Genomic DNA, 20,333 nt, shown 5'->3' with positions numbered 1-20,333 from the left:
TCGTGGCCGGCCGCCACCCCGCCGAACCCAGTGCGGCCGACGACCTGCCGTGGAGACCATATGACCCGGATCGACGCCCACCACCACCTCTGGCGGCTCCTGCCGGGCACGCCGACCCGGACGGGGCCGAGCCGTCGCGCCCACGACTGGCTGAACGGAGCGGACCTCACCCCGATCCGCCGCGACTTCACCCTCGACGACCTGTCGTCCGTCGCCGCGGTGGCGGAGATCGACCGGACGGTCCTGGTCCAGGTCGTCCCCGACGTCGAGGAGACGGCGGAGTTCCTGGCCCTGGCGGCCGACGAGGGCGCAGGGCTGGTGGCGGGTGTCGTCGGGTGGGTCGACCTCACCGACCCGGGCATCGGTGACGTGCTGGCCGACCTGCGCGCCGGTCCCGGCGGCGACCTCCTCGTCGGCGTGCGGCACCTCGTGCAGGGAGAGCCGGACCCGCGTTGGCTGGCCCGGCCCGACGTCCGGCGCGGGCTGCGCGCGGTCGCCGAGGCGGGCCTGGCCTACGACCTGCTCACCCTCGTGCACCAGTTGCCGGCGGCGATCGAGACCGTCCGCGCGCTGCCCGGGGCGACGTTCGTGCTGGACCACCTGTCGAAGCCCCCGATCGCCTCCGGCGACCTCGAACCGTGGGCGTCCCACCTCCGCGAACTCGCCGCCGAGCCGAACGTCACCTGCAAGTTGTCGGGCATGGTCACCGAGGCGGACCCGGTCGGGTGGACGGTGGCGGACCTGCGCCCGTACGCCGACGTGGCGCTGGACGCGTTCGGCCCGTCCCGGGTGATGTTCGGCTCCGACTGGCCGGTCTGCCTGCTCGCGGGCTCCTACGAGGAGGTCGTCGCGGCGGCCGAGGGCCTGACCGCCGGGCTGACCCCCGCCGAGCGCGACGAGGTGTTCGGCAGCACGGCCGCGCGCGTCTACCGACTGCCGGGGGAACGACTGTGAAGGTGCGTCTCGCCTACGGGGACACCGGGCTCGACATCCACCTCGACCCGGCGGCCACCACCGTGGTCGAACCCGTGCACCACGACGCCGCGGCGGATCAGGTCGACGTCCTGCGCGCGGCGCTGCGCTCCCCCGTCGCCGGACCTCCGTTGCGCGACCGCGTGCGCCCCGGCCAGACGGTGGCGATCTCGGCGTGCGACGGCACCCGGCCGCAACCGCGGCAGCTGATGATCCCCGCCGTCCTCGCGGAGCTCGACGGGATCGTGCGCCTCGAAGACGTGGTGGTCCTGGTGGCCACCGGGACGCACCGCGGCAACGACGAGGACGAGCTGCGACGGATGTTCGGCGACGAAGTCGTGGACTCCGTGCGGATCGTCAACCACGACGCGCGGGACCGCGACCGGTTGACGTGGGTCGGCACGCACGGCAACGGCGTGCCGGTGTGGCTGAACCGCGAGTGGGTGGACGCGGACGTCCGCATCACCACGGGCTTCGTGGAACCGCACTTCTTCGCGGGCTTCTCCGGCGGCCCGAAGATGGTCGCGCCGGGGCTCGCCGCGCTGGAGACCGTGCTGGTGCTGCACGACGCGGCCCGGATCGGTGATCCGCGCGCCACCTGGGGCATCACCCGCGGCAACCCCGTCCACGACGACGTCCGGGCGATCGCCGCGGCCACCGGGACCACCTTCTCGCTGGACGTGGTGCTGAACCGGGACAAGGAGGTCGTGGCGGCGTTCGGCGGCGACCTGCTGCCGATGCACGCCGCCGCGACCGCCGTGGCGAAGCGGATGGCGATGCGGCCCGTCGACGCGCCGTTCGACGTGGTCGTGACCACGAACTCCGGCTTCCCGCTGGACCAGAACCTCTACCAGGCCGTCAAGGGGATGTCCGCGGCGCACCAGGTCGTCCGGCCCGGCGGCACGATCGTGTGCGCGGCGGAGTGCCGGGACGGCTTCCCCGACCACGGCTCCTACCGCCGGGTGCTTGCCTCCGCCCCGTCGCCCAAGGCGCTGTTCGAGGACATCAGCGCGCGCGTCGACACCGTTCCGGACCAGTGGCAGGTGCAGATCCAGGCCCGCATCCAGTCCACCTGCCGGGTCGTCATGCACACCTCGTTCCTGAGCGACGCCGACCTCGCCGCGGCCCACCTCGAGCAGACCGACGACATCTCGGCCACCGTCGCCCGTGCGCTCGCCGACGCCGGTCCCGGAGCGCGCGTGTGCGTCCTCCCGGAAGGTCCCCAGACCATCCCCTACTTGGCGGGCGGTGCGCGGTGACCGGCGCGCTCGCCCCGGAACGGGAGGCCACTCGGGCGAAATGAGCATGCTTATCCGCACCCCGTCGCCCGCGGATCGTTAGCGCCGAGTACGATCCACCCTGACGTGCAGTGCCGGGCACCGCGACGCAAGCGCGCCGCCGGTCGCCTGGCCGGATGTAGGCTGGGTGGACAACGGTGAGCCGTCATACTCTTCTGGCGAACCGTCATTAAGGAGCGGCGTTGACGGATCGCGCACTTGTGCCGGGCGACCCGACCGGGGAACCGGGCACCACCCCCGCGCCCGGTCCGTACCGACCGGGCTACGAGCTCGTCTCCGAGCAGATCCTCCAGCTGATCGCCGAGCTGGGGTTGCAGCCGGGCGACCGGATGCCGACCGAGAACGAGCTGGCCGCGCGGATGGGCACCAGCCGCACGGTCGTGCGGGAAGCCGTCAAGATCCTCTCCGCGATCGGTCGGGTGCGCGCGCACAAGGGCCGAGGGCTTTACGTGGCGGACGACGAGGGCATGCTCGGCTCCTCCCGGTGGGGCGGCTTCTTCCTGCCCACCAACCTCGACCACGTCTACATGCTCTTCGAGTTCCGCCGCGTGCAGGAAACCGCGGCCAGCCGCCTGGCCGCGACCCACGCCACCCCCGCCGAGCTGCGCGCCATCGGCGCCGCCGCGGACACCTGCCGGCAGGGCCACGTGACCGGTCAGGCCGTGCTGTTCGAACGCGGCGACGAGGACTTCCACCTCGCCGTCGCCGAGGCGTCCCACAACCAGTTCCTCGTGGCCGCCGTGCGTGAAGCCCGCCGCCTGCAACGGCAGTCCAGCACCATCGGGCTGCACGGCACCGTCGGCGGACACGCGGCCGAGGCCGTCGAGGAGCACCTCGCGATCTACCAGGCGATCCGCGACGGCGACGTCGAAGCCGCCGCCACCGCCGCCGCCGTCCACATCGACAACACCCTGCAGGACTACCGCCGCGAGATCCAGCGCCGCCTCTTCGGCTGACGCACCGGCACCCTCGACTGATCGACCAGGGGCACCCCTCGTCCATGACGGTGGGGTGCCCTTGGTGTCTGGACTCGTTCGGCGGATGTGTGCTACAAATCGCCTCGAACGTACGAGTACATGTATGACATCCAGCACCCGGGCAATGACGCACCGAGGGAGCGCTCATGTCTGCTCGTCGACGGGTTCGATCATCGTCCGCTGACGGTGGACGAGTCCGCCTCCCCCGGTGAAGCCCCCTGAGCCCCACCGCGGTCGACAGCCCGTGGTGCGATCGAGCGGACTGGAATCCGAATCCGAGCCGGCGCGGTGCCGTGCACCGCGCCGGCTCGACCCTCGTCCGCCGGGGTGCCGCCGCACTCGTACGTCGACCACCGGTTCCGGTGACCGCCGCCGGACACCGACGCCCTTCCCGCACACCGCCGCCGCGTAATCCCTTCAGTCGCCTTCAAGTGCCCCAGAGGAGTGGCCATGCGACACAGATTCGCGCGCCTGCTGTCGATCATAGGTAGCGCGTTGGTGATGACGGGGCTGGCCACCGCGCCGGCGCCCGCGCACCCCGAAGGCTTCCACGTCCTGCTGTTCAGCAAGACCGCCGCCGGGGCTTACCGACACGACTCGATCCCCGCCGGGATCACCATGTTCGAGCAGCTCGCCGCCCAGAACACGTGGGAGCTGACCAAGAGCGAGGACTCGTCGGTCTTCAACGACGCGGCCCTGGCCACGTTCGACGTGGTCGTCATGCTCCAGACCTCCGGCATGGTGTGGGACAACGACTCCCAGCGCGCCGCGGCGCAGAAGTACATGCGCGCCGGCGGCGGCTTCGTCGCGATCCACAACGCGACGGACATGAACGTCGAGCAGCAGTTCCCGTGGTGGGACCAGATGCTCGGCGCGACCATGACGCAGCACTCGGCCACGGTGTCCGGCACCGCCAAGGTCGCCGACCGCAAGCACCCGTCCGGCGCGGCGCTGCCGGACCGGTGGACGCGCACCGAGGAGTGGTACAACTTCACCCGCTCGGTCCGCGGCAACGCCCACGTGCTGGTGACCGCCGACGAGACGACGTACGACCCGGGTTCGAGCCGGATGGGTTACGACCACCCGATCTCGTGGTGCCGCAACTTCGAGGGCGGCCGGCTGTGGACGACCGCCATGGGCCACCAGGCGTCCAGCTACTCCGAATCGCTGTTCCGCGAGCACGTCAAGGGCGGCGTGGAGTCGGCCGGCGGCAAGGTCCAGGCCGACTGCGGTCCCACCTCGTGGGGCAGCTTCGAGAAGGTGACGCTGGACGACAACACCGTCGGGCCGGCGGAGCTGGACGTCGCCAAGGACGGCCGCGTGTTCTACGCGGAGTACGGCGGCAAGGTGAAGGTCTACCGGCCGGACGCCCGCACCACGGTCACGGCGGCCACTCTCAGCGTCTACACCGGCGGTGAGGACGGCCTGACCGGGCTCGCACTCGACCCGAACTTCGCCACCACCAAGTGGATCTACCTGATGTACTCGCCCGCGGGCGGTGGCGAGGACATCGCCCGGGTGTCACGGTTCACCGTGAACGGCGACACGCTGGACATGTCCAGCGAGCGGATCCTGATGAAGGTGCCGTCGTCACGGCAGGCGCCGGAACCGGGCCACACCGGCGGCTACATCGCGTTCGGGCCGAACGGCAACCTCTACATCGGCACCGGTGACGACGTCCAGCCGCACCGCTCCGACGGCTACGCGCCGATCGACGAGCGGCCGGGCTGGTCGAGCAACGACGTGCAGGCCACCGCGGCCAACACGAACGACCTGCGGGGCAAGATCCTGCGCATCCACCCGGAGACCAACGGGACCTACACCATCCCGTCGGGCAACATGTTCGCGCCGGGCACCGCCAGGACGAAGCCCGAGATCTACGCGATGGGCTTCCGCAACCCGTTCCGGTTCTCGGTGCACCCGACCACGGGTGCGATCTACGCGGCCGACTACGGCCCGGACGCCGCCAACGACAACGCGAACCGCGGACCCGGCGGTACCGTCGAGTGGAACGTCATCACGTCGCCCGGCTTCTACGGCTGGCCGTACTGCATCGGCGACAACATCCCGTTCAACGACTACAACTTCGCCACGGGTCAGTCGGGCGCGAAGTTCGACTGCGCCCGGCCGGTGAACAACTCGCCCAACAACACCGGCCTGACCGAGCTGCCCGCCGCGCGCAAGGCCGAGGTCTGGTACGGCAACGGCGCGAACGGGAACAAGTTCCCGGAGATGGGCAGCCCTTCGGGCGGCGAGGCGCCGGGCGCGTTCCCGATCTACCAGTACGACGCGAACAACCCGTCGCAGACCAAGTTCCCGTCGTACTTCGACCAGACCCCGTTCTTCGGCGACTGGTCGCGCAACCGGATGTGGGAGTTCCGGGTCGGCCAGGACGGCAAGCTGTTGAAGATCAACGACTTCCTGTCGAACCTGAGCTTCAAGTCGCCGCTGGACATGAAGTTCGGCCCGGACGGAGCGATGTACCTGCTCGAATGGGGCTCCGGCTACGGTCGGGACAACCCCGACTCCGGGCTCTACCGCATCGACTACAAGAGCGGTGACCGCAGTCCGACCGCGACCGCGACGGCGACGCCCACCTCTGGTTCCTCACCGCTGACGGTGCGGTTCTCCAGCGCCGGCTCCGGTGACCCCGAAGGCGGCCCGGTGACCTACCGGTGGGAGTTCGGCGACGGCGGCACGTCCACCGAGGCCAACCCGTCGCACACCTACACCGCCAAGGGCCAGTTCAACGCCAAGCTCACCGTCACCGACGCCGGCGGGAAGTCCGGCGTCGGCAGCGTGGTCGTGACCTCGGGCAACACCGCGCCGACGGTCAACCTGAGCATCCCGGACGGCGGCATGTTCGGCTGGGGCGACTCGATCCCGTACACGGTCGCGGTCACCGACCCCGAGGACGGCACGGTCGACTGCGGCAGGGTGACCACCACCCCGGCGCTGGGACACGACCAGCACGGGCACGACCTCTCGCCGATCCCCGGCTGCACGGGCACCTTGAAGGCCGAGACCGACAGCGCGCACGCCAACCTGAACTCGTTCTGGGTGGCGGCGAGCCGGTACACCGACAACGGCACGACGGGCGTGCCCGCACTTGAGGGCAGCCGGAAGGTCCTGCTGCAACCCAAGCGCAAGCAGGCCGAGTACTTCACCGGCTCCTCCGGCGTGCGGGTCGTGTCGCAGTCCGGGGCCGAGTCCGGTGGTCGGGTCGGCGACATCGGCACCAACGACTGGATCTCGTTCAAGCCGTACAACTTCACCGGCATCAACCAGGTGTCCGTCCGGCTGTCCTCGCCGAGCGGTGGCGGATCGGTCGAGTTCCGCGCCGGGTCGCCGACGGGGGCGTTGATCGCCACGGTCCAGGTGCCGAGCACCGGCGGCTGGGACAACTACGTGAGCACGTCCGCGGTGAACGTCACCGATCCCGGTGGCACCACGGAGTTGTTCATGGTGTTCAGGACCGGCACCAGCTCCTTCGACGTCGACTCGATGACGTTCACGGGGGCCGGGGTCGGCACACCGGGCACCGGCGGTGGGACCGGCCGCATCGTCGGCGTCGGCGGCAAGTGCGTCGACGTCAACGGCAACAGCAGCACCGACGGGGCCAAGGTCCAGCTGTGGACCTGCAACGGCGGCGCCAACCAGACGTGGACGCGCACCGGGCAGACCTTCCAGGCCCTGGGCAAGTGCCTCAACGTCAACGGCGGCAGCACCGCCGACGGCGCCCTGGTGCAGCTGTGGAGCTGCAACGGCTCGGCCGCCCAGAACTGGTCGGCCCAGTCGGACGGCACGCTCCGCAACGGCTCCAAGTGCCTGGACGCCAACGGCGGCAGCTCCGCCGACGGCACCCAGCTGATCATCTGGACCTGCAACGGCGGCACCAACCAGCGGTGGACGCTGCCCTGAGCGGGCGGTCCGCGGCTCCGGCACGCGCCGGGGCCGCGGACCCTCCGCCGCCAGGTCTCCTCCCCAGAGCACGGCAAGGAGAACGGTCATGGGCAAGACCACGTCGGCGGGGCGGGCCCGGCCCCGGAAGTCCCTCAGCCGGCCCGCCGGGCCACGATCCCGCTGGGGCTCGGCCACCGCCCTGGTCACCACGTTCGCGCTCGGGTTCGCCGTCGCGTTCGTGTCCGGTTCGTGGACGTCGGGGCCGGACGCGACGGAACAGCGGATCGCCGAGTTGCAACAGGCCGAGGCGAAGCGGGACGTCGAGCAGGTCGGGACGTTGATCGAGCTGGCCAGGGGTGGCAGGGAACGCCTGACACCGGTGTTGCAGGCGATGGCCGCGGCGTCTCCCCCGCAAGGCACGGGGACGCCGGCCGCGCCCACGATCGACGAGGTGCGCGGCTGGCGCGACGTGGTGTCCGCGGAGGTGCAGCGGTACGCGGAGACACCGTCGGCGGGCAACGGGGTGAACGTCGCCCGCACCGGGATGCGGACCGCCGTCGAGCAACTCGCGGCGGCGGTCGACGGTTTCGCCGCCGCGGTCACCGCTCCCGAGCCACTGGCGGGCGAACTGCTCACCCTGGCCGGCGCGCAGCGCACGCTGGCGCTGCGCGCCTGGTCGGTCGCCGCGCTCCAGCTGGACGTGATCAGCATCGACGCGGGCAAGGGGCACGTGCACGTCTACCTGCCCTCCGGCCCGGACTCCGGCGCGATCCCGGCCGACACGGCGCCGGAAGGCAGCGGGTGACCGCCCACCCGACCCACTAGCGAGCCACACCACACAGGACGGAAGCACACACGTGTCAAGAGAAAACCGCTTTCACCGGCGTTGGCCATCGATCGCCGCCGCCGCAGTGCTCCTGCTGACCGGTGCCGATGTCGCCGGCGCGGAGCCCGCGACCGCACCCGCACCCGCCGCGTCCGCACCCGCTGCGTCCGCCGTCGGGGTCAACGCCGCCACCCCGGGATGCGGCAAGGCACCCACCCTGCGCAGCGGCACGCACACGATCCAGAGCGGCGGCAAGACCCGCAGCTTCATCCTGAGCGTCCCCGACAACTACGACAACACCTACCAGCACCGACTGGTCTTCGGGTTCCACTGGTTGGGCGGCACCATGGACCAGGTCGCCTCGGGCGGGAGCGACGGCGACGTCTACGCCCACTACGGGCTGCGGCGGCTGGCGAACAACACCGCGATCTTCGTCGCGCCCCAGGGCCTCAACAACGGCTGGGGCAACTCCGGCGGCGAGGACGTCACCTTCGTCGACGCCATGATCAAGCGGATCGAGGACGACCTCTGCGTCGACACGGCGCAGCGGTTCGCCCTCGGCTTCAGCTACGGCGGCGCGATGAGCTTCTCGCTCGCGTGCTCACGGCCGACCGCCTTCCGCGCGGTCGCGGCCATCGCGGCGCCCGGCGCGATCAGCGGGTGCAGCGACGGCACCCAGCCGGTCGCCTTCATGGGCATCCACGGCATCTCGGACAACATCGGCGCGGGACGAGGTCTGCGCGACCGGTTCGTCCGGAACAACGGCTGCACGGCCCAGAACCCGCCGGAGCCGGCCCGGGGCAGCCTCACCCACATCAGCACCGCCTACTCGGGGTGCCGGACGGGGTACCCGGTCGTCTGGGCCGCGTTCGACGGCGGTCACCAGCAGGGCCCGGTCGACGGGTGCGCGGGTTGCGAGAGCGGCGCCCGGAGCTGGGTCAAGAACGAGGTGTGGAAGTTCTTCACCGGTGAGCAGCCCCCGGCCCCGACCACGTTCCGGTTGCGCGGCGAGGCCGCCGGCCGGTGCCTGGACGTCAACGGCGCGAACTCGGCCAACGGCACGCCGATGATCATCTGGGACTGCAACAGCGGCGCCAACCAGCAGTTCACCCAGAACGGCAAGGCGTTGCAGGTGATGGGCAAGTGCCTGGACATGCCGGCCAACGCCGCCGCGGGCACCCAGGTGCGGATCTGGGACTGCCAGGGCGGCACGAACCAGCAGTGGAACCTCAACACCAACGGCACCATCAGCAACGCCCAGAACGGGCTGTGCCTCGACATCAACGGCGCCGGCACCGCCAACGGCACCAGGGTGATCGTGTGGAACTGCCACACCGGCGCCAACCAGCGCTGGGCCAAGGCCTAGGTGCGGGTAGAGGCGGCCCGCAGGGTGCGGGCCGCCTCTACCGGTCGGTCGTCGACAGCTCAGCCGGCGGCCGGCCGGTCGGAGGTGAGGCGGAACGCCGCGAGCACGAAGTCACCGCACAGGGTCAGCCGCAGGTCGTGGACCCCGTCCAACCGCTCCGGGAACCGGGTCGCGGCGGTCGTCCACTCGTAGCGGTCACCCGTCACCTGCACGTCGACCACGCCGAGCAACCGGTCGGCCAGGTGGAACTCCAGTCGTGCCTGCCCGGGACCACCGGCCCGCGCCACCTCGACCTCGACGCCGACGGCGCCGGCCAGGTCTGCGGCGCGGAACAGCAGCGTCGCGGGTCGCGCCGGGTCCGCCGGTGCGACCGCGTCACCGGCGGCACGGGTCGCGTCGACGAGCACGACGTCCGAGTAGTCGTCGAAGTCGACGGCGCGGGTGTCCCGGTCGACGAGGGCGCGCGGCGCGGGGCTCTCGCCGGTGACCGTGAGCGGTGCGACGAGGACGTGGTCCTCGGCGGAACGGGCGACGACGATCTCGTAGTCGCCCGGGTCGACCGTGAACGCACCGCGGGCGACGTCCCAGTGGGCGAGCCGTTCGACGGGCAGCCGGAAGGTCAGCTCCTCGGTCTCCCCCGCGCCGATGCGGACCTTGCGGAAGTCGACGAGGTGCAGCCGGGGCGCGTCGTAGCGGGCGTCCAACGCCCGCGCGTACACCTGGACCACCTCGCTGCCGGACCGCGCGCCCGTGTTCGCCACCGCCACCGAGACGTCGAGCGATCCGTCCTGCGGCACGACCGACGACGACAACCGCAGGTCGCTGTGGGCGAAGTCGGTGTAGGACAGGCCGTGGCCGAACGGGTACAGCGGGGCGGTCCGGTGGTACTGGTAGGTCCACCCCGCCTTGATGACGTCGTAGTCGAGCGGGTGGGGCAGGTCGTCGTCGCCCCGGTACCAGGTCTGCGGCAGCCGTCCCGCCGGCTCGGCGTCGCCGAGCAGCACGGCGGCGAGCGCGTGGCCCGTCTCCTGCCCTCCGTGGGAGGTCCACACCACGGCGGGCAGGTGCTCGTCGGCCCAGTCCAGGGCGTAGGGGTAGCTGCTCATCACCACCAGGACGGTGGCCGGCCGGACCTCGGCGACCGCGCGGAGCAGTGCCGCCTGCGTCCGGGGCAGCGCGGTGCCGGTGCGGTCCTGCGTTTCGCGGCCGTTGATGAGCGGGTGGTTGCCGAGGACGACGACCGCGAGGTCGGCGGCGGCAGCGGCGGCACGGGCCTCCGCCGCGCCGTCGCGCACCAGCTCCCGCGACCAGCGCTCGGCGGCCTCGGGCGTCGCGGCCGTGACGCCGACCTTGCCGTCTACCGGGTCGACCGCGGCGTAACGGCCGGTGAGGACGTTGCGCAGCAGCACCGCGTCGCCGTCGTCCGCGACGGGCTCCAGCCGGAACGTCTCGTGCACGTCCCAGCTCTTGATCCGCTCCTCGTCCGCGACCAGCGAGCCGTCCTTGGCGCTGAGGTGGCGACCGGTGTCGGCCGACCGCAGGGTCACCACGTCGTCGCCCCACTCGGTGACGTCGAACGCGGTGTCACCGAGCAACCGGCCGGTCCTGCGGGACCGCAGCGCGATCCGGTCGTCACCCGACACGCGGACCACACCGCCGACCGCCTCCTCGAGGCCGGCGGCGACGGTGACCTGGTAGGGCAGCGTGCCGCTGTACCAGTCCTCGTGCAGCACGTCGCCGAGCGGGCCGATGACCGCGACGCGGGGCGCCGACGCCTTGTCGAGCGGCAGCAGCCCGTCGTTCTTCAGCAGCACCACGGACTCGGTGGCCGCACGCGCGGCGAGCACCCGGTGGTCCGCGTGGTCGATCACGTCGGGACCGATCGCGGCGTACGGGTCGAGGTCCGGGTCGAACTCGCCGAGGCGGAACCGCAGCGCCAGCTGCCGGCGCACCGCGCGGTCGACGTCGGCCTCGTCGATCAGGCCGCGCTTCAGCGCCTCGCGCAGCCGCCCGACCGGCGTGGCGCTGTCCAGGCCGTGGTCGGTGAAGCTGTCGATGCCCGCCTTGAGCGCGGCGGCGTGTGACTCGGCGTGGTCGTCGAAGTAGTGCTCCGGGTCGACCAGGTTGGACGGCGCTTCCGCGTCGCTGACCACGAACAGCTCGTGCCCGGTGGGTTCGGCCCAGCGGCGCAGCTCGTCCTCGATCAGCGGGCTGACGTGGCACGGGCGACCGTTGACCAGGTTGTAGGCGGCCATGGCGCCGGTCGCCGCGCCGGACGCCACCACGGGCCGGAACGCCGCCAGGTCGTACTCGTGCAGCACGCGGGGACGCACACCGGACGAGGTCGTGCAGCGGTCGTCCTCGTTGTTGTAGGCCAGGAAGTGCTTGAGCACGGGGGCCGTGCGCAGGAACCTCGGGTCGTCGCCCGCCATGCCGCGGCAGAACGCCTCCGCCAGCCGCGCGGTGTGCACCGGGTCCTCGGAGTAGCCCTCCTCGTTGCGCCCCCAGCGCGGGTCGCGCAGCAGGTTCACCACCGGCGCCCACGCCTGGAGGCTCGTCGGTGCGTCGCCGTCGGCCGGTGGGCGGTGCCCGTGGAACGCGCGCAGCTCGACCGAGGTCGCCTCCGCGACGCGGCGGACCAGGTCCTCGTCCCAGGTCGCGCCCAGGCCCACTGCCTGCGGGAACGCCGTCGCGACACCGAGCCACGCCACACCGTGCAACGCCTCGGCGCCGGTGCGGAAGGGGCCGACGCCCAGCCGCGGCACGGCCGGTGCGTGCTGGTGCAGCATCGCGATCCGCTCGTCGAGCGTCAGCCGGCCGAGCAGATCATCGACGCGCTTGCGCACGTCCAGCTCGGAGTCGTGAAACGGCAGCCGCTCGGTGGCGGGCAGGGAAGAGGAACTCACGCGGCACAACCCCTTGAGTCAGATCAGGTGAAGCGCTTCAACGCTGTCACGTGCATCGGAGCACTGTCAATCGTGCCGAGCAGCCTCCAATCCAGCCTCGAAACTGCCTCTTGCCGTGCGCCATGTCACATGATTAGTCTCCGGCATCATCTAAGCGCTTCGACAGTCCGCTTCAACGACGAAGGGTGGGCCCTGTCATGGGGATCGAGCTGAATCGCAGGAGGTTCCTGAGCGTCACGGCTTCGGTCGCGGGACTCGCGGCCACGGGCGGCCTGTTGTCCGCCTGCGGCGGTGGCGCACAGCAGAAGACCGGCGCGAACAGCGATGCCCTCAGGTCCGCGCTGCCGAGCTACGTGCCGAGCACCTCGATCAAGCCGGACATCGCCTCCGTCGCCGGTGGACCGGACGTCCTGACCGATCCCGGCTTCCTCACCTACCCGTCGAACCCGGTGACCACCGTGTCCGGAGTTCCGGGCAAGGGCGGCAAGTACACGACCGTCACGCCGCTGTGGGGCACGATCCCGCCCGCCGACAACTCGTTCTACCAGGCCATGAACGAGGCGCTGGGCGTCACGCTGGAGATGAAGCCGGCCGACGGCAACAACTACGCGACGATCATCCCCACCATGACCGCCGCCAAGCGGCTGCCCGACTGGATCCAGCTGCCGAGCTGGTGGAACGCCAACTTCAACGTCGGCGAACTGGCCGGGTCGCAGCTCGCGGACCTGACGCCCTACCTGTCCGGCGACAAGGTCAAGAAGTACCCCAACCTCGCGGCCATCCCCACGGGCGCCTGGCAGGCGGGCGCCTGGGGCGACAAGATCTACGGCATCCCGTCGTTCTCCAGCGGGTTCGTGATCTCCGGCGGCACGAGCTTCCGCCGCGACGTCCTCGAGGCCAGGGGCATCAGCTCGGACCAGGTGAAGTCCGCCGCCGACCTGATGAACCTGGGCAAGGAGCTGACCGACGCCAAGGCCGGGGTGTGGGCCTTCGACGACGTGTGGACCTACCTGTTCCCGGCCTGGGGCGTGCCCCTCAAGTGGACGGTGAAGGACGACAAGCTGGTCCACAAGTACGACATGCCGGAGCTGCTGGACGCCCTGGAGTGGCACTACCAGCTCGCGACTGCGGGCTACGTGCACCCGGACGCGCTGGCCGGCAACAACGCCGACGGCAACGTGCGCTTCTACTCCGGGAAGGTGCTGATCGCGGGCGGCGGCTCCGGCGGGTGGAACGCCTCCGACCACCAGTCCGGCACGGCCGCCAACCCGAACTTCCGGCGGGACTCCTTCGACTTCTTCACCGCGGACGGCAAGGGCGAGCCGCGGATCGAGGTCGGTTCCTCGGCCCGCATCCTCAGCTACCTCAACAGCAACCTGAAGCCGGAGCAGATCGAGGAGTTGCTGGCGGTGGCCGACTACCTGGCCGCGCCGTACGGCTCGGCGGAGTACACGCTGATCAACTTCGGCATCGAGGGCGTCCACCACACGATGGCCAACGGCGTCCCGACCGCCACCGAGGAGGGCAAGAAGAACGTCCAGCCGCAGACCTTCCCGTTCCTGGCCTCGCCGCCCTCGGTGATCAGCAACCCCGGCTCCGACGTCGTCACCAAGGACTACACCGCCTGGCAGGCCGCGAACGTCAAGCACCTGAAGAAGCCGGTGTTCTGGAACATGAACATCAGCCTGCCCCGGTCGATGGCCACCGCCGACGCGGCGCAGGCCGTCGAGGACGCCATCAAGGACTGCTACCACGGCAAGAAGAAGGTCTCCGAGGTGAAGGAGGCGATCAACACCTGGAAGTCCAGTGGCGGCGGCGACAAGCTGGTCCAGTGGACGGACGAGAACGTCCTGCAGAAGTACGGTACCGGGCAATGAGCTCCGTGGACACGGAGCCGCCCGCACGGAAGAACAAGCTGACCCTGCGGGCCAGGCTGCGGCGCGACCGGTCGTTGTTGTTGATGACCGTGCCCGCCGTCGCCCTGCTCCTGGTCTTCAACTACGTTCCGCTGTTCGGGCTGCTGACGGCGTTCCAGGACTACAACCCGCTGGTGGGGGTGTGGAACAGCGAGTGGGTCGGCTTCGACCAGTTCACGACCCTGTTCGGTGACTCGCTGTTCTGGGGTTCGCTGACGAACACGCTGTACCTCAGCTTCGTGCAGCTGATCCTGTTCTTCCCGATCCCGATCGCGCTGGCCCTGCTGTTGAACTCGGTGCTCAGCGAACGGCTGCGCAACCTCATCCAGTCCATCGCCTACCTGCCGCACTTCTTCTCGTGGGTGCTCGCGATCACGATCTTCCAGCAGATGTTCGGCGGTGCGGGGCTGGTCAACCAGTTCCTGCGCAGCAAGGACATGAGCACCTGGGACGTCATGACCGACCCCGACACCTTCGTGCTGCTGATCACCTCGCAGGCGATCTGGAAGGAAGCCGGCTGGTCGATCATCGTCTTCCTCGCCGCGCTCGCCGCCATCAACACCGACCTGTACGAGTCGTCGGCGGTGGACGGAGCCGGCCGGTGGCGGCGGCTGTGGCACATCACCCTGCCCGGCATGATGGGCGTCATCATGCTCATGCTCGTGCTGCGCCTGGGCAACGCGCTCACGGTCGGGTTCGAGCAGTTCCTGATCCAGCGGGAGGCGGTCGGCCACGAGGCGGCGGACGTGCTCGACACGTTCTCGTTCTACTACGGCATCGCCACCAACAACTACAGCTACGGCGCCGCGGCCGGGCTGTTCAAGAGCGTCATCTCGCTGCTGCTCATCTGGAGCGCGAACAAGCTGGCGCACGCCTTCGGCGAAGACGGGTTGTACCGGAGTTGACAACCTCCCCTCCCTGAAGGGGTGGGGATTGCCCGTCGGGCTTGCGCCCGGCGGTTCCTGTTTCTTCTCCCCGGGAAGGGAGGTTTCGCCGGATGCCTCGCCGACTAGCGTCGGGTCGGTCTTACTCCGGCTCCACAGGCTGTGACCGCCTGCCCGGCGGCCAGTGTCGAGCAGGTAGCCGCAGTCCGAGCAGGTCTTCGAGCTGGGCAACCACCGGTCGACCACGACCACAGCAGGTCTCGGCGGCGGTCGGCGATGCGGGCGTGGACACGCGCGACCCGCAGTCGGGCCTTGGCCCGGTTGGCGGAGCCCTTCTGCTTGCGGGCCAGCGTCCGCTGCGCACGGGCCAGGCGTTCCCGGTCCCGCCGCTCGTGCCTCGGGTTGGTGATCTTCTCCCCGGTGGACAGGGTGAGCAGGGAGGTGATCCCGGCGTCGACACCCACCACGCGGTCGGTGCGCGGAGCCTGGTCGACGGTGGTCTCGACCAGGATCGACACGTGCCACCGGCCGGCCGGGTCACGCGACACGGTCACCGTGGACGGCTCCGCGCCCTCGGGCAGCGGCCGGGACCACACGATCTCCAATGGCTCGACCATCTTCGCCAACGTCAACCGGCCGTCACGCCAACGGAACGCCGACCGGGTGTACTCGGCCGATGCCTTGCCGCGCTTGCGGGACTTGAACCGGGGATAGCGGGACCGCTTCTCCCAGTACGCGGTGAACGCCGACTGGAGGTGCCGCAGCGACTGCTGCAACGGCACCGACGACACCTCGTTGAGAAACCCCAACCCTTCCGAGCGCTTCCACTCCGTGAGCAGCGCCGAGGTCTGCAGGTAGTTCACCCGCCGGTGCTCGCCGTACCACGCCTGCGTGCGGGCCTCCAACGCCCGGTTGTACACCAGACGCACACACCCGAACGTGCGCAGCAACTCCACTTCCTGCGCCGCAGACGGATAAAGGCGGTACCGGAACGCCCGCTTCACCACCACCTCCGACGACATGATTCACACGTTGACACCCGACGGTAAACCCTCCCGATGCGGTCGAGAGCACCGGATTCCTCCCCGCCGTGAACGCCGGGGTATCCACCGACAGGAGCCCAGATGACCGACACGCTCACCATCGAACGCACCAAGGACGAGCGTCCCGTGACCGATCGGGGTGCCATCAGGCGGCGGAAGCGGTCCACCCGCCCGGCCTGGGAGGAGCCGCCGACCGCGGCCGGTCAGACCGCCAAGGGCCTGACCCTCGGCATGGTCGTGGCGGTGGTCCTGATCCCGTTGTGGATCATCGTGGTGACCAGCCTGTCCACGCAGGCGGCGGTCAACCGCGCCGGCGGTCTGGTGATCTGGCCGACCGATGTGACCTTCGAGGCGTACCGCGTGATGCTGGGCGACTCCACCGTGCGCAACGCGCTGCTGGTCAGCCTCGGCATCACGGCGGTCGGCACGGCGGTGTCCATGGTCGTGTCGATCCTGTGCGCCTACGGCCTGTCGCGGTCCGGCTCGGTGGCCCACCGCTTCATCCTGGTGCTGCTGATCGTCACGATGTTCGTCAGCGGCGGGCTGATCCCGACGTTCCTGGTCGTCACCGAACTCGGCGGCTACGGGCAGTGGTGGTCGCTGATCCTGCCCGGCGCGGTGTCGGTGTTCAACATCCTGGTGCTCCGCGCGTTCTACTCGGACACCTCGGCCGACCTGATCGAGGCGGCGCGGATCGACGGGGCCGGTGACTGGCGGATCCTGTGGTCGATCGTCCTGCCGACGTCCCGGGCGGTGACCGCGGTCGTCGCCCTGTTCTACGGCGTCGGCTACTGGAACTCGTTCTTCAACGTGATGCTCTACATGCCGACCGACAGCGAGAAGTGGCCGCTCCAGTACGTGCTGCTGACCTACGTCAACCGGGGCAACGGGCTGCCCGGATCGGTGAACTCCGGCTTCGGCTCGCAGTTCGCCCAGACCGCGCCGCTGTCGTTGCAGATGGCGGTCGTCGTGTTGACGATCGTCCCGTTGCTGCTGGTGTACCCGTTCATGCAGAAGCACTTCCGCGTCGGCGTGCTCACCGGGGCGGTCAAGGGCTGAGGCGGCACACTGGGCGCACGCGGGCGCCGGAGCGGGCCCGGAAGAGGACGAGAAAGCAGGAGCATCACGCATGGTGACACTCGCCGATGTGGCCAGGCACGCGGGCGTGTCCGCCAGCACGGTCAGCTACGTGCTCAGCGGCAAGCGCTCGATCTCCGAGGCGACCCGGCGCCGCGTCGAGCGTTCGGTGGCCGAGCTCGGCTACCACCCCAACGCCGGCGCCAGGGCGCTGGCCGCGAAGCGCTCGCACATAGTCGCCCTGGTGGTGCCCCTGCGCGCCGACGTCTACGTGCCGATCATGATGCAGATCGCGATCTCGGTGACCATGACGGCCCGCAAGCACGGTTACGACGTGCTGCTGATCACCAACGACGAGGGGCCGGAGGGCGTGCGGCGGGTCGCGGTGAGCGGCCTGGCCGACGGGGTGATCCTGATGGACGTCGAGTTGGACGACGAGCGCATCCCGGTGCTGCGCGAGTTGCGCACGCAGGCGGCGCTCATCGGCCTGCCCGACGACCGGAGCGGGCTGTCCTGCGTGGACCACGACTTCACGGCCGCGGGCGCGATGTGCGCGGACCACCTGGCCGACCTCGGCCACCGCGAAATCGCGTTCATCGGGTACGGCTCGGGGGTGTACCAGCGGCACGCCGGGTATGCCGAGCGCACCCTGATGGGCTTCCGGGAACGCGCCGAGGCGAGAGGCCTGCGCTTCGTGCACCGGCCGTGCGAGGGCACGTACGAGAGCACCGCGGGGACGCTGGCCCGCATCCTCGCCGACCGACCGGACACCACGGGGTTCGTGGTGCAGAACGAGGGCGCGATCGGCCCGCTGCTCAGCCTGCTGCGCATCAGCGGGCGGACGGTCCCCGAGGACGCCTCCGTGATCGCGCTGTGCCCGGAACTGCTCGCCGAGCAGTACGCGCCCGCGCTGACGGCGGTCACCGGCCCGGCGCAGGAGCTCGGCAGGGTCGCCGTCGAGCAGCTCATGGAGCGGATCACCGCCGCCGGGCGCGACCAGCAGCCGGACGACGAGCTCGTCCTGCTCGAACCCGTGCTGACCGTCCGGGAGAGCACCGGCCCGCACCGCAGCCGGACGCCCAGCTCGACCTGACGCACCCGCACCGCCAGGACCACCGAATGCACGTCCGCGACCCCGGCAACGCCCTCGGCGGGCCGACGGCGAGACCCGACCCGGCCGGCCTATCAGCGAGGAGCAGCATGACGACGCGCGACCTGACCGGGCGGCTGGGCGGCCTCGCCTTCGGTGGTGACTACAACCCGGAGCAGTGGGACGAAGCCGTCTGGGCCGAGGACGACGAGCTGATGCGCCGGGCGCGGGTCAACCTCGCCACCGTCGGCGTGTTCTCCTGGGCCCTGCTGGAGCCCGAGGAAGGCCGCTACGACTTCGCCTGGCTCGACGCCCACCTCGACCGGCTGCACGCGGGCGGCGTCGCCGTCGACCTGGCCACGCCGACCGCGTCCCCTCCCCCGTGGTTCACCAGGGCGCACCCGGACGCGCTGCCGGTGACCCCCGACGGCGTCCGGCTCGTGCACGGCAGCCGCGACACCTACTGCCTCGCCGCGCCGGCCTACCGCGACGCGGCCCGCCGCATCGCCTCCGCGCTGGCCGAGCGCTACGGCCGGCACCCCGCCGTCGCGCTCTGGCACGTGCACAACGAGTACGCCACGCTCTGCTGGTGCGACCACGCCGCCGCCGCGTTCCGCACCTGGCTGCGCGACCGGCACGGCACGCTGGACGCGCTGAACGAGGCGTGGGGCACGGCGTTCTGGAGCCAGCGCTACACCTCGTGGGACGACGTGCTGCCGCCGCGCGCCACGCAGTGGCACCACAACCCCGGGCAGTCGCTGGACTTCCGCCGGTTCTGGTCCGATGTGGCCCTCGCCGCCTACCGGGAGCAGCGCGACGCGATCCGCGCGCACAGCGACCTCCCGGTGACCACGAACCTGATGCTGCCCGGCTACCAGAACCTCGACCTGTGGGCGTTCGGCCGCGAGCTGGACTTCGTGGCCGTCGACCACTACCCGGACCGGCCGGGCCTGGACGCCGCGGCGGACACGGCGTTCGGCGCGGACCGCGCCCGTTCGCTCGGCGGCGGCCGACCGTGGCTGCTCATGGAGCAGGGCGCGAACACCGTCTACGCCGAAGGCCGGGTGCTGCCGAAGGAACCGGGCGACATCCTGCGGCACACGCTGGGCCACATCGCGCGCGGCTCGGACGGCGCGCTGTTCTTCCAGTGGCGGCAGTCGAAGGCGGGCGCCGAGACGTGGCACTCGGCGATGGTCCCGCACGCCGGGCCGGACAGCCGGATCTTCCGCGAGGTGGCGGCGGTCGGCGAGGCCGTCGCCCGGCTCGGGGAGGTGGCCGGGTCGACCGTGACCGCCGAGGTGGCCGTCCTGCACGACGCGGAGGCGTGGTGGGCGTCGGAGGCGGACGGCCTGCCCTCCCCCGACCTCGACTACCACTCGATGCTCCGGCGGGCGCACCGGGCGTTGTGGGACGCGGGGGTCGTGACCGACTTCGCCCACCCGGAGCACGACCTGAGCCGGTACCGACTCGTCCTGGCACCCGCCCTGCTCCTGCTGTCCGATGCGGGTGCGGCGAACCTCCACCGCTACGTCGCCGACGGCGGCACGCTGCTCGTCCAGCACTTCAGCGGCGTGGTCGACGAACGCCCCCACGCCCGTCTCGGCGGCTACCCGGCCCCGCCACTGCGCGAAGCCCTCGGCATCCGGGTGGAAGAGCCGCGGCCGTTGCGGCAGGAGGAGCGGATCACGCTGTCCGACGGCGCGCACGGCACGGTGTGGAGCGAGTACCTGCACCTCGACGGCGCGGAGGCGGTCGCCGCCTACACCCACGGGATGCTCGCCGGACGTCCGGCGCTCACCCGCCACGCGTTCGGCGCCGGCCACGGCTGGTACCTCTCGACCGTCCTCGACACCTCCGACTACACCGCGCTGGTCGCACGGCTGCTCGAAGAAGCCGGTGTGGTCCGCGAGTGGCCGCCCGGCGTGGAGGCCGTCACCCGAGGTGGGTGGTGCTTCCTGCTCAACCACGGCGGTGACACCGTCCCGCTCCCCGAGGCCGCGCACGACCTGCTCACCGGTGGTCCGCTGACCGAACTGCCGCCACACGGCTGCGCCGTGCTCCGGATGCCCTGACCG

General features: G+C 70.9%; 13 protein-coding genes. 11 read left to right on the top strand and 2 right to left on the bottom strand.

The features are described 5' to 3' along the window. The first annotated feature begins 60 nt into the window (after positions 1–60). The 6 genes from OQ02_RS35575 (at position 61) to OQ02_RS35550 (ending at position 9,342) form a co-directional block, all read left to right on the top strand. Complete coding sequence (locus OQ02_RS35575) at positions 61–954, top strand: amidohydrolase family protein (protein WP_033443062.1); 894 nt, start codon at positions 61–63, stop codon at positions 952–954. After that, a complete protein-coding gene (gene larA / locus OQ02_RS35570) occupies positions 951–2,231 on the top strand; it encodes a nickel-dependent lactate racemase (protein ID WP_033443061.1) in 1,281 nt (426 codons plus the stop codon). Before OQ02_RS35575 ends, larA begins: the two co-directional genes overlap by 4 nt. Before the next feature lie 221 nt (positions 2,232–2,452). Further along, positions 2,453–3,226, top strand: coding sequence for a FadR/GntR family transcriptional regulator (locus OQ02_RS35565; RefSeq protein ID WP_231500368.1), 774 nt, complete (start codon positions 2,453–2,455; stop codon positions 3,224–3,226). A 471-nt stretch (positions 3,227–3,697) separates the two neighbouring features. Continuing rightward, positions 3,698–7,168: a ThuA domain-containing protein gene (locus tag OQ02_RS35560; RefSeq protein ID WP_033443060.1), complete on the top strand. Its 3,471-nt coding sequence runs from the start codon at positions 3,698–3,700 to the stop codon at positions 7,166–7,168. Between the two features lie 88 nt (positions 7,169–7,256). Further along, positions 7,257–7,955, top strand: coding sequence for a hypothetical protein (locus tag OQ02_RS35555; protein WP_051773197.1), 699 nt, complete (start codon positions 7,257–7,259; stop codon positions 7,953–7,955). Between the two features lie 106 nt (positions 7,956–8,061). Continuing rightward, the gene (locus tag OQ02_RS35550) at positions 8,062–9,342 is read left to right on the top strand and encodes a ricin-type beta-trefoil lectin domain protein (RefSeq protein WP_051773196.1); all 1,281 of its coding nucleotides are present in this window, start codon (positions 8,062–8,064) and stop codon (positions 9,340–9,342) included. 59 nt (positions 9,343–9,401) lie between these two features. On the opposite strand, the gene OQ02_RS35545 is transcribed toward OQ02_RS35550, so the two are convergent. Further along, positions 9,402–12,248 (bottom strand): glycoside hydrolase family 3 protein, encoded by a 2,847-nt coding sequence (locus OQ02_RS35545; RefSeq protein ID WP_033443059.1) that lies wholly within the window; start codon positions 12,246–12,248, stop codon positions 9,402–9,404. A gap of 197 nt (positions 12,249–12,445) precedes the next feature. On the opposite strand from OQ02_RS35545, the gene OQ02_RS35540 reads away from it, so the two are divergent. Then, the gene (locus OQ02_RS35540) at positions 12,446–14,125 is read left to right on the top strand and encodes an ABC transporter substrate-binding protein (protein WP_051773195.1); all 1,680 of its coding nucleotides are present in this window, start codon (positions 12,446–12,448) and stop codon (positions 14,123–14,125) included. Beyond that, positions 14,122–15,069: an ABC transporter permease gene (locus tag OQ02_RS35535; protein WP_033443058.1), complete on the top strand. Its 948-nt coding sequence runs from the start codon at positions 14,122–14,124 to the stop codon at positions 15,067–15,069. The genes OQ02_RS35540 and OQ02_RS35535 overlap by 4 nt, the downstream gene beginning before the upstream one ends. Positions 15,070–15,173: 104 nt before the next feature. Here OQ02_RS35535 and OQ02_RS35530 read toward each other — a convergent pair whose 3' ends face one another. Beyond that, entirely contained in the window at positions 15,174–16,070 is an 897-nt protein-coding gene (locus tag OQ02_RS35530; RefSeq protein WP_197043642.1) for an RNA-guided endonuclease InsQ/TnpB family protein, read from the bottom strand. Between the two features lie 102 nt (positions 16,071–16,172). On the opposite strand from OQ02_RS35530, the gene OQ02_RS35525 reads away from it, so the two are divergent. The 3 genes from OQ02_RS35525 to OQ02_RS35515 all read left to right on the top strand — a co-directional run bounded on the left by OQ02_RS35525 (position 16,173) and on the right by OQ02_RS35515 (position 20,330). Further along, positions 16,173–17,150 carry a carbohydrate ABC transporter permease gene (locus OQ02_RS35525; RefSeq protein ID WP_081916172.1) on the top strand — a complete coding sequence of 326 codons (978 nt, stop codon included), beginning with the start codon at positions 16,173–16,175 and terminating at the stop codon, positions 17,148–17,150. A 70-nt stretch (positions 17,151–17,220) separates the two neighbouring features. Beyond that, entirely contained in the window at positions 17,221–18,261 is a 1,041-nt protein-coding gene (locus OQ02_RS35520) for a LacI family DNA-binding transcriptional regulator (protein ID WP_033443057.1), read from the top strand. 107 nt (positions 18,262–18,368) lie between these two features. Continuing rightward, positions 18,369–20,330 carry a beta-galactosidase gene (locus tag OQ02_RS35515; protein ID WP_033443056.1) on the top strand — a complete coding sequence of 654 codons (1,962 nt, stop codon included), beginning with the start codon at positions 18,369–18,371 and terminating at the stop codon, positions 20,328–20,330. Positions 20,331–20,333: the final 3 nt, after the last annotated feature.

It is taken from the genome of Saccharothrix sp. NRRL B-16314, from assembly GCF_000716595.1.
Lineage (GTDB): Bacteria > Actinomycetota > Actinomycetes > Mycobacteriales > Pseudonocardiaceae > Actinosynnema.
Note: the sequence above shows the minus strand (reverse complement) of the source record. Positions and strands in the feature narration are given on the sequence as shown.